Annotated in this window: 10 protein-coding genes; 4 read left to right on the top strand and 6 right to left on the bottom strand. The window is 65.2% G+C overall.

Annotation, left to right across the window (positions count from 1 at the left end):
- Positions 1 to 182 precede the first annotated feature (182 nt).
- Both RAD16_RS03030 and RAD16_RS03025 read left to right on the top strand, forming a co-directional pair.
- The gene (locus tag RAD16_RS03030) at positions 183 to 1,439 is read left to right on the top strand and encodes a glycosyltransferase family 87 protein (protein WP_458156391.1); all 1,257 of its coding nucleotides are present in this window, start codon (positions 183 to 185) and stop codon (positions 1,437 to 1,439) included.
- Positions 1,440 to 1,713: 274 nt separating this feature from the next.
- A complete protein-coding gene (locus tag RAD16_RS03025) occupies positions 1,714 to 1,935 on the top strand; it encodes a dodecin (RefSeq protein WP_458156390.1) in 222 nt (73 codons plus the stop codon).
- A gap of 6 nt (positions 1,936 to 1,941) precedes the next feature.
- Here RAD16_RS03025 and RAD16_RS03020 read toward each other — a convergent pair whose 3' ends face one another.
- A complete protein-coding gene (locus RAD16_RS03020) occupies positions 1,942 to 6,057 on the bottom strand; it encodes an autotransporter domain-containing protein (RefSeq protein WP_458156389.1) in 4,116 nt (1,371 codons plus the stop codon).
- A 377-nt stretch (positions 6,058 to 6,434) separates the two neighbouring features.
- Between RAD16_RS03020 and RAD16_RS03015 the strand changes: the two genes are divergently transcribed.
- Both RAD16_RS03015 and RAD16_RS03010 read left to right on the top strand, forming a co-directional pair.
- The gene (locus RAD16_RS03015; RefSeq protein ID WP_458156388.1) at positions 6,435 to 7,481 is read left to right on the top strand and encodes a helix-turn-helix domain-containing protein; all 1,047 of its coding nucleotides are present in this window, start codon (positions 6,435 to 6,437) and stop codon (positions 7,479 to 7,481) included.
- 76 nt (positions 7,482 to 7,557) lie between these two features.
- Entirely contained in the window at positions 7,558 to 8,208 is a 651-nt protein-coding gene (locus RAD16_RS03010; RefSeq protein WP_458156387.1) for an HAD family hydrolase, read from the top strand.
- A gap of 24 nt (positions 8,209 to 8,232) precedes the next feature.
- On the opposite strand, the gene RAD16_RS03005 is transcribed toward RAD16_RS03010, so the two are convergent.
- The 5 genes from RAD16_RS03005 to RAD16_RS02985 are packed head-to-tail and all read right to left on the bottom strand — an operon-like array spanning position 8,233 to position 13,855.
- A complete protein-coding gene (locus RAD16_RS03005) occupies positions 8,233 to 9,201 on the bottom strand; it encodes an ABC transporter ATP-binding protein (RefSeq protein WP_458156386.1) in 969 nt (322 codons plus the stop codon).
- Positions 9,198 to 10,193, bottom strand: a complete 996-nt coding sequence (locus tag RAD16_RS03000; RefSeq protein WP_326896790.1) for an ABC transporter ATP-binding protein — start codon at positions 10,191 to 10,193, stop codon at positions 9,198 to 9,200. Before RAD16_RS03000 ends, RAD16_RS03005 begins: the two co-directional genes overlap by 4 nt.
- Positions 10,193 to 11,110 (bottom strand): ABC transporter permease, encoded by a 918-nt coding sequence (locus RAD16_RS02995; RefSeq protein WP_458156385.1) that lies wholly within the window; start codon positions 11,108 to 11,110, stop codon positions 10,193 to 10,195. Before RAD16_RS02995 ends, RAD16_RS03000 begins: the two co-directional genes overlap by 1 nt.
- A complete protein-coding gene (locus tag RAD16_RS02990) occupies positions 11,076 to 12,035 on the bottom strand; it encodes an ABC transporter permease (protein ID WP_458156384.1) in 960 nt (319 codons plus the stop codon). Before RAD16_RS02990 ends, RAD16_RS02995 begins: the two co-directional genes overlap by 35 nt.
- A gap of 29 nt (positions 12,036 to 12,064) precedes the next feature.
- Positions 12,065 to 13,855: a peptide ABC transporter substrate-binding protein gene (locus RAD16_RS02985; protein ID WP_458156383.1), complete on the bottom strand. Its 1,791-nt coding sequence runs from the start codon at positions 13,853 to 13,855 to the stop codon at positions 12,065 to 12,067.
- Between the last annotated feature and the right edge of the window lie 172 nt (positions 13,856 to 14,027).

The following is a 14,027-nucleotide window of genomic DNA, read 5'->3' as shown; positions in this document are numbered from 1 at the left end:
TTTCGAAAAGGCATCGCGGCCTGAACCGGCCCGGATCCTCGCGCCGCTAGTCTGCCAGACAGGCGCTCCCCGCCAAAATCCTTCCCTATTCGTTACCGTCCCTTAAGCCTCCGATGGCAGTTTGGCGGGGATCTGCGGACCCGCCCGGCCGCCCATCCGTCAGGTTCGAGGTCGCTGCCACCATGCTCGCCGAAACACTGGAACAGGTTCGCCTCTCGCCGTCGAAGCGGACGACCTATGTGCGTTTCGCGCTGGCCGCGCTGGCGGTGATCGTGGCTTTCAAGACATTCTGGTTCGCCCGCTGGGGTAGTTGGGCAACCCGCGAGCTCGCCGATTTCGATGCCTTCCACATCGTCGCGCAGCGCGTCTGGCGCGGCGACCTCGACCAAGTCTATCATTTCGAAGCGCTGCTGAAGATGCAGATGGAGGCTGCCGGCGGCATGACCAGCTTCATGCCCTGGACCTATCCACCGCAATACGCGCTCCTGCTCGCGCCGTTCGCCTTCATGCCGGTCGGCGTCGGCTATCTGATGTTTACCGCCGCGACGCTCGCGCTCTATCTCGTGACCCTGCGCGCGATCTCGGGCGCGAATTTCGCACACGTGTTGGTCGTGCTGTTTCCGGCGCTGGCGATCACCATCGGCTGCGGGCAGAACGGCTTTCTCACCGGCGCGCTAATCGCGCTGGTTTGCCTCCATGTCGAGCGGCGGCAATGGCTCGCCGGCCTCGCGCTCGGCGCCATGGTCATCAAGCCGCACCTTGCGATTGCCGTTGGCGTCTACCTGCTAGCGACGCGGCGCTGGATCGCGCTCGCGACCGCGGCGCTGGTCGTGCTGACGAGTTCCCTGCTCTGCACGCTGCTGTTCGGCTGGCAGATCTGGATCGCATGGTTGGGGTCGATCAGGGAATCGGCGAGCTATCTCGAGCAGGGCTTCTATCCGCTCTTCCGCATGATCTCGGCCTATGCCGCGCTCTACATGGCCGGCTTTCCCGCGAGCGCCGCCTTCTGGGGCCAGGTTGCCGTTGCCGGCCTTGCCTTGCTCGCCGTCCTCGTCGGCGCCGCCCGCGGCCTGTCGTCCAAATTTGCGCTTGGCGTCACCGTGATGGTGTCGGTGATGATCAGCCCCTATGCCTATGATTACGACCTGCCGATCCTCGGGATCGGCCTTGCGCTGGCACTGCCCGATCTCGTCAGGATGGCGAGCCCGCGCGAGCGCGACGTGACCTATGGCCTGATCCTGCTCGCCGGCGGCTATGGCCTGCTGCAATCGGCGCGACTGGCCGTGCAGTTCGGACAGAAGGTGGATCTCGATCAGCATTTCGCGCCGGCCATCGGCGGCTTTGCGCTGATGGCGCTGCTGGTTCTGCTTCTGCAACTGGTTTGGCGTGGCACGCAGCCTGCGCCGGCGTTGCCGCAGGCGGCGCAACAGCGTCCCTAAGATCGCTGCAACGCCAGCGTCACGCCGCCGAGCGTGAGCGCCATCGCCGTGGCCTCGACCGGCATGCTGATCGTTCCCGTCGTCGGCGTCGGCTCCGCCGCGATCGTCCTGGGCGAGCCGCTGGGCTTGCGCGAATGGACTCGGCTGGCGCATGCGGGCCATCGCCGAGCAGGGAACCCGAAGCGCAGGGTGCCCGTTCAGAGTGGAGGCCCGGCGCTCCCATATGCACTGGGGGAGCCATATCCAGGCCCGCCACAACACAGGGAGGCACAGCATGCCCACCGCCGAGAAGGATCACGTCTACAAGATCCTGGAATTGGTCGGATCGTCCGAGACCTCGATCGATGATGCGATCAAGAACGCGATCAGCCGCGCCGCCAAGACTGTCCGCGACATGAAATGGTTCGAGGTGGTGCAGACGCGCGGCCACATCGAGAACAATGCCGTACGCCACTACCAGGTGACACTGCGGGTCGGCTTCACGCTGGAGGGATGACGGCGCTCACCAGGCGTAGCGAACGCTGCCTTTGCCGGCGTAGCTGCGGGTGACGCTCGAGAACTCGCCTTCGAACGTCGCCCCCGCCGACCAGCCGTTCAGCCAGCTCATCTCCACGGCAGCGGTGGTGAGCGCGGAGTCGCGTGCCTGCGCTGCGCCATTGGCAACGAAGCTGGCGCCCGGCAGCGCCTGGAAGGTCGTGGCGATCGAACGGTCCGGGTTGAAATCATGCGCCCAGGCGACGCGGCCGCGCAGCGTCAACACGCCGTCCCGCAGGGCGAATGCCTTGTCGGTGCGCAGGCCAAGCTCACTACGCGTATCCGTGACACTCTTCGCCGCGTAGCTCAGGGCGAATGCGGCGGAGCCGGCGACGACCTGCTCGGCATAGGCCGGCAAATCGAGTGTCGTGAACTGCGCCGCGCCATAGGGTGTGACGCCAATACCGCCAACCCCGGGCACAACGAAGCGATAGCCGCCCTCGAGGCGACCGGAATACGCATTGGCGTCGAACGCGGCGCGCAGCCGATCGGCGCCGGCGATCGTCACCGTGCGATCGGTCGTGATGTTCTGCCAGCCATAGGCGAGCGCGGCGGAGATGTAGGCCGGACCATTGGTGTGGCGAAGATAGGCGCCGGCCTGGAAAAGGTCGGAGCGGCCGGAGCCGAGACCGTTTGCGACGCTGAAGCTGGTGCCGCCGCCGGCCAGCGCGAAACCGAGGAGCGTGTTCGGTGAAAGCCGATAGTCCGCACCGACCGCCGTACCGGCGATGCGGCTCGTCGCGTCGTTCGAGCCGGTCGCCGCGTTGCCATCGGTGGATTGCGAGCCGCCGAAGCCCGCGGCCCACACGCTCCAGCGCTGCTCGAAGCTGCGTGACGGCGCCTTGGTGACCATGGCGAACGCGTCGGTCCGCTTGCGCTCGGCGTAGGCGCTCGCGCTGTCTTCGTCTGCGAAGCCGCTCGCGCCACGCGCAGAGTCCGAGACACCATTCCTCTGCATGAAGGGATCGCTGAGCAGACCCATGAACTGGCTCATTGCGTCGAACGTGGTCTGCTGCGGAGCCGTGGCAAGTTCGCCCGATGCTTGAGTCAAACCTGCGGGCGTGAGCCCGCCATAAACCAGCGGAATGCTGCCATTCGCATTGAAGAAGTTCGTCAGCGCGTTTCCGACTGCCTGCTGATTGCCGTTGAGTCCGCCGGGGATGGCAAAGTTCAGGACGAGATTGAGATAGGCGTTGTTCGCGTCGTAGCTGAGCGTGGAGTGGAAATTTGCCGGCAGATTCGTATTGACGACGGACGGATCGAACGTGCCGGAGACGCCGCGGCTTGTGCTGAGGATCGTGTAGGTCTTGCTGACATAGCTGCCGTTCGCGAACACCGCGTTGACGGTCGCCCCGCCCAGCGTCGCCGAGCCCGTGACCGTCACGAACGAGGCCGCGGACGGATTGACCTGCACCAGATAGATCGCGCCCGATTGCAAGGCGAGATTACCTTCGATCGCCAGCGAGCTACCGGCCACGCCGTTGCCGGGCGCCAGCGTGCCGCCGGACGCGATGGTCACGACGAGCGGATCGACCAGACCGGTGCCGGTCAAGGTGCCGCCTGCATTCACCGTTACCGACGACGTGCCGGTGATTGATCCTTCGACATCGAGAGTGCCGCCGTTCACGGTCGTTGCGCCGGTATAGGTGTTGTTGCCGGAGAGAACGAGTGTGCCGCTGGCCAGCTTCAAGCCGCCGCTGCCGAATATGTTTCCGGAGAAATCGCCGCCGTTGACGAGTGTCAACAACCCTGTTCCTACCGTGACGTTGCCGCCTCCGTGCAAATTGTTGATCGAGCCGCTCTGGTTGGAGAAATCGAGCGTCGCGCCGGCATCGACGGTCGTCTGCGCGACATAGGTCATGTCGCCCAGTGCATTCCCGAGCGGCGACGAACCGGCCTTCAACGTGCCGCCCGCCACTCTCAGCGTTCCGCCATAGAGCACTTCACCCGGCGCGGACCAGATCACGGTCCCCTGATCGGTGGCTGAACCGAACACCAGATTGCCGTGCTGATAGAGGACGCCGTTGAACGTCAGGGTCTGGCCCGTCGCTACCGAAATCGTGCCCGTCGTGTTCGAATTACTCGTGATCGAGTTTGACAAAGTCGCGGTGAGACTGGTCCGCAGCGTGCCCGCGCTCCCCGTAAACGAAATGCCGCCGGTCCCCGCGGCGTCGATGACGCCGCCGGTCTGATGATTGAGGGTCAGGGTACCGGCATTGATGAAGGTCCCGCCGGTATAGGCGTTTGCTCCGGAGAGGATCAGCGTTCCGGCGTAGCCGCTCGCTTGGTTGACGACAACGTCGCCCGAGCCGGAGAGCACGCCCATCAGGTTCACCGTATTGCCGGTGAGGACGTTGTAGATGGGATCGCCAGTCGCGGCGATGTTGTTGGCAATCGTGTAGTTGCCGTTGAAGGTCACTGTGACGCCGGTCGTGCCGCCGTTGAGGGTCAACGTGCCAGTGCCGAGTGCCTGGGCGTTGCCGACGACCAGCATCGAGCCCTCGTTGATGGTGGTGCCGCCGCCATAGGTGTTGGCAGCCAACAGCGTCAGCGTGCCGCCATTGCTCTTGGTGATCGAGCTCTGCCCGCCCGTGCCGCCAAAACCGTCGGCGGCGCTGCTGCCACCGGAGCCGTTCTGATCGGCGATGACATCGGAGACGGTGAAATTGCCGGCGCCAAAGGCCAGTGCCGAGCCCTGCACGAAAATGCCGGAGCCGATCGCCGAACCTGCATTGCCGCCAGTGCCGCCCGTGGCACTGCCGCCGGAGGTCGAGCCGTCACCGACAATGGTGAGCGTGCCGCCTTTGGCGACGAACACCGAACCGCCCATGGCCGCACCGCCGCCGCCCGCCGCGGCGGTCGCGTCGCCAGCGCCAAAGCCGCCTGCGCCGCTTGCGTTGAAGCCTGCTCCGCCACCGCCGCCAAAGCCGCCTGAGCCCCCGACGCCGGTAGCGCTCCCTAAGAAATACGACATAGTTGCGCTGCCACCGCCACCGCCAAATCCTCCGGTGCCCCCGGTGTTCGTCGCGAGTGCAAGGGAGGCCGTTCCGCCGCCGCCACCGCCAAAGCCGCCTTTACCTCCGTTGGCATCGCCACTACCACCGCCGCCGCCATAACCGCCGTCGCCGCCGCCACCCCCGTTGCCGCCGTTGCCACCGCCGCCACCAAAGCCGCCGAATCCGCCTGCGACCGCGGCGTTGCTGGTGGGATAAGTGCCATTTCCGCCGCCGAATCCGCCGCCGCCGCCCTGAGCCGTGGTGATCTGGGTCCCGCCACCGCCACCATTGGCGCCGCCATTGTTTCCAACACCGCTGGAGACACCGCCGGCACCGCCCCCGCCTGTGAGCCCGGAGACGCTGAGGAGGCCTGCCGCTCCATTGCCCGGACTCGTGACGTAAGTACCGCCGTTGCCGGAATAACCGCCGCCGCCGGCTGCAAACGTGCCGCCATTTCCGAAGACACCCCCGCCGCCGCCCCAATTGCCGCCACCGCTACCGAAAAGACCACCTCCGCCGCCGGCGGCGGAGCTGGAGTACGTCGCGACGCCGCCCGCTCCTCCGAGCCCGCCGCCACCTCCAGCCTGCAGACTCGAATAGGCGGTCCCGGCGCCGCCGATCGCCCGGTTGTTGGTGAAGCTCACCCCGGACAAGCTCACATTGGCAGACTGATTGACGAACAATGCGCCGCCGGCGCCCATCCCCCCGCCCGCACCAGAGCCGCCCGCGCCGCCCTGAGCGAGGCCGTTGGACAAGGTGACATTGTTGATACTGACATTCTGCGTCTGTGCGACGATCGAGCCGGCGACCGCCGCGCTGGTCTGGGTCGCAGTATCGACGCCGACGAAGAAGATCCGCTGGGTGCCGCTGCCATCGATCGTGTGGCCATTGCCGTTGATCGTCAGCGAATTGAAGATCGGCGACAGCGGCCCCGACAGCGTCACGTTGGTCTGGATGTTGATGGTGATGGGCGACGACTGGGCATTGGCATACGCAAGCGCGTAGCTCAGCGTGCCCGCCGCGCCCGTCGTGCCGCTCGAAGCGGTCCCGGGATCGCTCGCAATCGTGACCGTGCAGGTATTGCCCACACATTGGGCAAACGCAACTCTCGCCCATGTCACATTGGCGATTGCAAATCCGATTGCTGCAAGCCGAACGGCCTGAAGAGCCGCCCGACGGCACGACTTCAATCCCATCAGCATTTCAAACTCACTCCGCGCCGGGCACACGCACCGGCTTCGCGGTGGCGCCGAAACGGACCATAGCGGCGCGCCTGTCCGGAAGATGTGCCCAGAGTCTCAGCTGCAGACTCATGGGGCGACTGATGCAATTGCATCACAACTTGTGGCGCGCTCTTTCCACTTCCACGCGGTTGCCGCGCATCGTGCGAATGAGTAGATACGCGCGTCGATGTCGGTGCTCGGTGTGGCCTTCGTCCATGCAACCGGTGTGATCGGGGGATAGCGTGGACGGAGCAGTCGCGAACGAAAGCGTGCCTACGGATGACGGCGAGCGCGGACCAGCCGCGCTGGCGCAATTACGCGCGATGACGACCGACGTCTGCGACGTCATCCCGCTCACCGCCGAAGACGATTTCCACATGACGGCCGTGTCGACGATGGCTGGCAACGCGTTGCTGGTGGATTCACGCGTGACCGACATCGAATACGACCGGACGCCGGCGCACATCGCCCGCGGGGGTATGGATCACTATCACGTGACACTGTGCCTCGAAGGCGGGATGTTGTTCAGCTCCGGCCGGCGCGAGGTGACGCTGCGGCCGGGCGATATCTGCCTGCTCGACATGGGGCCCCCGAACCGGACCGTGCTGAGGGGCGGCGGCGGCCGCACCCACCTCAGGGCGATCATTCTGCAGCGCGCGATGCTGGCGCCGCGCCTCGCCCATCCCGATGCGGCCACGGCAGTGTTGTTGCCGGCCGAGCATCCCCATACCCGGCTGCTCGCCAACCATTTTGCCGCGCTCATGCTGCCTCCCGATCCCGAGGCCGGCAGCGTCGAGGCCACAATCGAAGCGATCGCCGATATCGTGGCATCAGCCGCCGGCGGCGCCGCTGATCTCGCGGCAGGCGTCGAACGGGCCGAGCGGCATCTTTACCTTGCGATGATCAAGCGGCACATCGCGCACAATCTGGAGTCGGACGCGCTCACAGTGGCAGAGCTTTGTCGTCGTTTCCAGATTTCGCGCGCGACGCTCTATCGGCTGTTCGAGGCCGATGGCGGGCTCGCGCATTACGTCAGGGAGCAGCGGCTCAATCTCGCGTTCCGTCAGATGATTTCCCCATCCGCGGAGGACAAGCGTCTGATCGACCTTGCGGTCGACCTACGCTTCAGCAGCGATTCCACCTTCATCCGCGCGTTCCGCCGCAAATTCGGTGTCACGCCGGGCGAGCTCAGGGAATTGGCCGACGACTGGCTTCGCGAGACCGGAGCGGTCCCGGCCATCGACACGGTGCTGCACCAGCTGGCCCGACGCCGTATGCCGCAGTCCTAGCGACGAAGCTCAACAATTCGATACCCCGGATTTGTCGCCCGCGTTCGGGCGCGATATGACTTCGGATCGCAGCCGGATGTTCGGCCAATCCGAGAGTGTTGCCGTGACTGACGAAATCAAGCTTGTTCTCTTCGACATGGACAATGTCCTCTGCGATTACGACAGGGGCACGCGTGTCGCAGCTCTGGCCGAGCTTGCAAGGACCAGCAGCGAAGCCGTCCATGCGGCTATCTGGGACAGCGGCTTCGAGCTGCTCGGCGATTCCGGCGCGCTCGACGCTGCGGCCTATCTGCGGGGCTTTGGCGAACGCATCGGCTATCCGTTGTCGCTCGACGAGTGGGTGGAGGCGCGACGCCGGTCGATGCAGGCCGATCACGCGATGCTGGAGATGGCCCGCCGCCTGCGTGCCACCGTCGATATTGCCGTTCTCACCAACAACACCACGCTGGTCGCCGACCATATCGACACCCTGCTGCCGGATCTGCGTCCGCTGTTCGGTTCGCGAATCTACACCTCGGCGCAGTTCAAGACGGCGAAGCCGGACCCGCGCTGTTACCGCCTCTGCCTGTCGGAGCTACAGGCGGCACCGGAAACCGTGCTGTTCGTCGACGATCTCGCGGCCAATGTCGCCGGCGCGCGCGAGGCGGGTCTGTTCGCGCATCACTACAATTCGGTGGAGACTTTCGGGCAGGCCCTTTCGGAGTATGGCCTGCTTCAGGGCGAATGAAGGCGCGCTCCGCCTGGCTCGGCGTCAGGCGAGATGGCACGCCACGAAGTGCCCACCCGCCCCCTCCCGCAACTCGGGCGCACTCTCCGCGCAACGCGGCTGCGCGATCGGGCAGCGGGTGTGGAAGTGGCAACCCGAGGGCGGCTTCATCGGGCTCGGCACGTCGCCCTTGAGGCGGATGCGCTCGCGCTTGAGTTTCGGATCGGGCACCGGCACCGCCGACAACAGCGCCCTGGTATAGGGATGCTGCGGGTTGCGGTAGAGATCGCTCGCCTTGGCGAGCTCGACGATGCGGCCGAGATACATCACCGCGACACGGTCGGAGATGTGCTCGACCACCGAGAGGTCGTGCGCGACGAAGAGATAGGTGAGGTTCAGCTCGGCCTGGAGGTCTTCCAGGAGGTTGATGACCTGGGCCTGGATCGACACGTCGAGCGCGGAGACCGGCTCGTCGCAAACGATCAGCTTCGGCTCGACCGCGAGTGCGCGCGCGATCACGATGCGCTGGCGCTGGCCGCCGGAGAATTCGTGCGGATAGCGGCGCATGTGCTCCGCCTTGAGCCCGACCTTCACCAGCAGGCCCGCGACGCGCTCTTCGCGCTCCTTCGCGGACGACGCGAGATTGTGGATGGTGAAGGCCTCGCCGAGGATGGCGCCGACCGTCATGCGCGGATTGAGCGAGGCGAATGGGTCCTGGAACACCAGCTGCATGTTCCGCCGCATCGCGCGCAAATCGCTACCGCTGAGCTGACGGACGTCCTGGCCGTCAAAGGTGACCTCGCCGTCGGTCGGCTCGATCAGGCGCAGCACGCAGCGCCCCGTCGTGGACTTGCCGCAGCCGGATTCGCCGACGAGGCCGAGCGTCTCGCCGCGATTGACCGAGAACGACACGCCGTCGACCGCGTAGACGCTGCCGACCTGGCGCGACAGCAGGCCGCCGAGCACCGGGAAATGTTTTTTCAGGCCGCTGACGCGGAGCAAGGGTTCGCTCATGACGCGGCTCCCAGATTGGTATCGCCGAGGTGACAGGCCATGCGATGACCGGGCGAGACCTCACGGAGCAGCGGCTCCTTCTCGGTGCAGATGCTCATGGCATGGCGGCAGCGCGGCGCAAACCGGCAGCCGACCGGCGGATTGATCAGGATCGGCACCGAGCCGCCGATCGCCTCCAGCCGCGTCTTGTGCTCGCTGTCGAGATCGATGCGCGGGATCGAGCGGATCAGGCCTTGCGTGTAGGGATGGCGGGGATCGCCGAACAGATCGTCGACGAGGGCTTCCTCGACCACCTTGCCGGCATACATCACGACGACGCGCTGCGCGGTCTCGGCGACGACGCCCATGGCATGGGTGATCAGCATCACCGCCATGCCGAAGCGCTCCTTCATGTCCTGCAGGAGGTCGAGGATCTGCGCCTGGATGGTGACGTCGAGCGCGGTCGTGGGCTCGTCTGCGATGATCAGCTTCGGCTTGCAGGCGAGCGCCATCGCGATCATCACGCGCTGACGCATGCCGCCGGAGAACTGGTGCGGATAATTGTGCACGCGGCCTTCGGCATTGGGAATCTGCACCAGCTTCAGCATCTCGATGGTGCGCTCGATCGCCTGCTTCCTGGTCACCGCCTCATGGCGGCGCAGGCTCTCGGCGATCTGCTCGCCGACGGTGAGGACCGGATTGAGCGAGGTCATCGGCTCTTGGAAGATGAAGCCGATCTCTTTGGCCCGGATTTCGTCGAGCTGGCTGCTCGTCAGCGGCACCAGATCGCGGCCCTCGAAGATGATCTGGCCGGCCGCGATGCGGCCGGGCGGCATCGCGATCAGCTTCAGGATCGACATCGCCGTCACGGTCTTGCCGCAGCCGGATTCGCCGACGACGCAGAGCGTCTCGCCCTTGTTGATGGTGATGTCGACGCCGTCGACGGCCTGCAGGATGCCGTCGTCGGTGGAGAAGTGGGTTTTCAGCCCTTTGATTTCGAGCAGCGGCGCCATTAGATCACCCGTCGCGCGTCGAGCGCGTCACGCAGACCGTCGCCGATGAAATTGATGGCGACCACCGCGATGAAGATCGCACCGCCCGGAAACAGCGCCCAGTGCGGACCGATGTCGAGGAAGTCCTTGGCGTCGAACAAGAGCCGCCCCCAAGTCGGCGTATCCGGCGGGAAGCCGAGGCCGAGGAAGGACAGCGTCGATTCCGCGATGATGGCGGCCGCCACGTCGATGGTGCCGGCGATGATCACGGGACCGACGGCATTGGGCAGGATGTGCCGCACCACCTGCCGCACCGGGCTCGCGCCGAGCGCGCGCGCCGCCTCGACGAACTCCTTCTCGCGGATCGACAGGAACTGGGCGCGTACGAGACGGGCGACCGGCATCCAGCGCAGGCCGCCGATGACCAGCACGATCAGGATGAAGATGCCGCCCTCCGGGCCGAACATGGTCTTCAGACCGTCGCGGAAGAGATAGATCAGCAGCAGCAGCAGCGGCAGTTGCGGCAGCGACAGGAACAGGTCGGTCAGCCACATCAGGCCGTGCCCGAGCGCGCCGCGCGACATCCCGGCGAGCGCGCCGACCAGCGTGCCGATGAAGACCGAAACCAGCATCGCGGCCAGCCCGACCGCAAGCGAGATCCGCCCGCCATAGATCATGCGGGCGAGGATGTCCTGGCCGAGATCGTCAGTGCCGAAGGGATGCGCGAGCGAAGGTCCCTGCATGCCGGCGACGATGTCGATGTCGTTGATCTTGATGCGCCAGACGAACGGGCCGACGACGACCGCCAGGATCAGGATGAGCAGCAGGAACGCACTGACCACGGCGAGCTTGTGGCGGCTGTAACGCCGCCACGTCTCGCGCCACGGCGAGTAGACACGCCGCTCAGCGGAGGGAGATGCGAGGGTCAAGCCAGCCATAAAGGACGTCCGCGATGAGATTGAACAGCACCACGAGGCACGCGAAGACGAAGGTGACGGCCATCACCACCGGCGTGTCGTTGGAAAGGATGGAGGAGATCAAGAGCGAGCCGATGCCGGGAATGCGGAAGATCTGCTCGGTGACGATGGCGCCGCCGAACACCGCCGGCATCTGCAAGGCAATGAGCGTGACGACCGGGATCATGGCGTTGCGCATCACGTGCTTGACGATGACCGTGGCCTGGCCGAGGCCCTTCGCCCGCGCCGTGGTGACATAGTCGAGCCGGATGACGTCCAGCATCGCCGAGCGCACGAAGCGCGTCATCGACGCCGCCTGGAACAGGCCGAGCACCGCCACCGGCATGATCGCCTGCCGGATCATCTCGAGCACCCAGCGGATGCCGGTCCCCTTGACGTCGGTGGAGTAGACGAATGGCAGCCAGTCCAGCGTGACCGAGAAGATCAGGATGAACAGGATGCCGGTAAAGAAGGTCGGCAGCGAGAAGCCGACGAAGGCGAGCGTGTTCGCGATCTGGTCGAATAGCGAATAGGGCTTCGTCGCCGCGTAGACCCCGACGGGTATCGCGATCAGCAAAGCCAGGACCTGCGCCGAGCCGATCACGTAGAGCGTGGCCGGCAGGCGCTGGAGGATGAGCTTGTCGACGTCCATCCTGCTGACGAAGGAGAAGCCCCAATCGCCATGCGCCATGGCCGCCAGCCAGTGCAGGTAACGAAGATAGATCGGATCGTCGAGGCCGAACTTGGCCCGAAGTGCGGCCTGCACTTCGGGTGGCACGTTCGGATTGGTCGCCAGTTCCGAGAAGGGATCGCCTGGCGCGAGCGCCAGGACGAAGAACAGCACGGCGGAAATGCCGAGCAAGCTCGGAATGGCGATCAACAGGCGACGCAGGACATATTGGCTCATAGGGAAGAATCCCGTCTATGCCCGTACGATCATGCCTCCCGGTACCAGTCCTGAATGTTGTCGGTCTCGTTCGCCCAGCCGCTGAGCGCCGGACGCAGGTTGTTGGCCGCAGCTTCCACCTTCAGGCGATGCATCACCGGGATGAACACCGTGTCCTGCCACAGCAGGTCGTTGCACTTGATGTAGAGCGCGGCGCGCTTGACCGGATCGATCTCGGTTTCGGCCGCGGCGATCGCCGCATCATAGTCCTTGTTGACGTAGCGCGGGAAGTTCTGGCCCTGCCACTTGTTTTCCTTGGTTGCCACGTTGGCGGAGATATAGCGCTTCATGTGAAGGGCGGGATCCGGCTGCGTCATCGGGATCTGGAACATCTCGATGTCGGCATAGAATTTGGGGAAGGTGTCGGGGTTGGCGACGTCCGACGAGAAGAACACCGACGCGACCACCGATTTCAGCTCGACGTCGATGCCGGCCTTCTGGCAGGCCTGCTTGACGATGGCCTGGGTCTTCTGGCGCGGACCGTTGATCGAGGTCTGGTACAGCAGCTTCAGCTTCTTGCCGTCCTTCTCGCGGATGCCGTCGGCGCCGGCCTTCCAGCCGGCCTCGTCCAGCAGTTTCGATGCCTTCTCGACGTCGAACTCCCACGAGGTGTTCTTGGAGACGAATTTCTCGGGGCCGTTGAGGTAGTTGGCGGTGGTGCGGCCGGCACGGCCGTAGATCGCCTTCTTGACGGACTCACGGTCCACCAGCAGGGCCAGCGCCTTGCGCACCTTCGGATCCGAGAGGATCGGGTGCTTGGTCTTCATCGAGGACCGCTCGCCGTCAACCTCGGTGTTCGGATCGGTGAAGTTGATCGCAATGAACTCGATGTCGCCGCCGGTGGCATAGACGGTCTTGCCCTTGCCGCCCTTCTCCAGACGCAGCAGCACGTCGTCTTCGACCTGCATGTTCCAGGCGAAATCGAATTCACCGGTCTGGATCACGGCGCGCGCCGCGGAGACGGCGTCGCCGCCGCCCTTCATCTCGATGGTGTCGAAATGCGGACGGTTGGCCATGTGGTAGTCGGGGTTGAGCTGGCCGCGGACCAGATCGCCCGGCTTGAACTCGACGAACTTGTAGGCACCGGTGCCGACCGGGGCGAGATTGTTCGGCGCCTCACGGGATTTCGATCCCTTGTAGTCGCCGAACAGATGTTTCGGGATGACGCATCCGTAAGCGCCGACGAACGCATTGGCCCAGAACGGTGTCGGATTCTTGAACTGGATACGGATGGTGAGGTCGTCGACCTTTTCGACCGTCATGTCGGCATAGGTGCTGACGGAGACCGCGGCGGTGGCGGGATCGCTGGCATAGGCCCAGGTGAACACGAAGTCGTCGGCGGTCAGCGGCTTGCCGTCATGCCATTTGACGCCCGGCTTGATCTTCCAGGTGACCGACTTGCCGTCGGCGGTGAGACCGCCATTTTCGATCGACGGAATTTCGGCGGCGAGGATCGGATTGAGATTGCCGTTGGCGTCCCAGCTTGCGAGCGGCTCGTAGAACAGACGCGAGCCGTCCTGGTCCTTGGTGCCGGTGGCGAAATGCGGATTGAGCAGGGTCGGCCCTTGCCACCACAACAGCTTGAGCGGGCCACCGCCGCCGCGCTTGGTCGGAGGATAGGGGTTCGGGCTCTGCGCCATGGCAACGCCGCCGAGCGCGAGGATCTGGTTCGCCAGGGGGGCGGTGAGGCCGACAGCGGCCAGACGCTGGATGAAGGCGCGGCGATCCATCCGTCCGTCCTTCACGTCACCGATCATCGAACGCAGTTCTTTATCCAGCATGGTTGTCCCCCGTCTGGTTCCCGTATGGATGCAGGCGGCCGCAAGACGGCCGCCGGGTTTTGTCTGGCGGTAGATGGCACACCGAATAGGCCGCGCGTCAACTGCGACCGTGTGTATGCAAACGGTGTTCTGGCTGTCTGTTGGGCAAAACCACGTTCCGCAGCCCAACCGT

It is taken from the genome of Bradyrhizobium sp. 18BD, from assembly GCF_054185225.1.
This window is presented reverse-complemented; position numbering and strand designations above follow the sequence as displayed.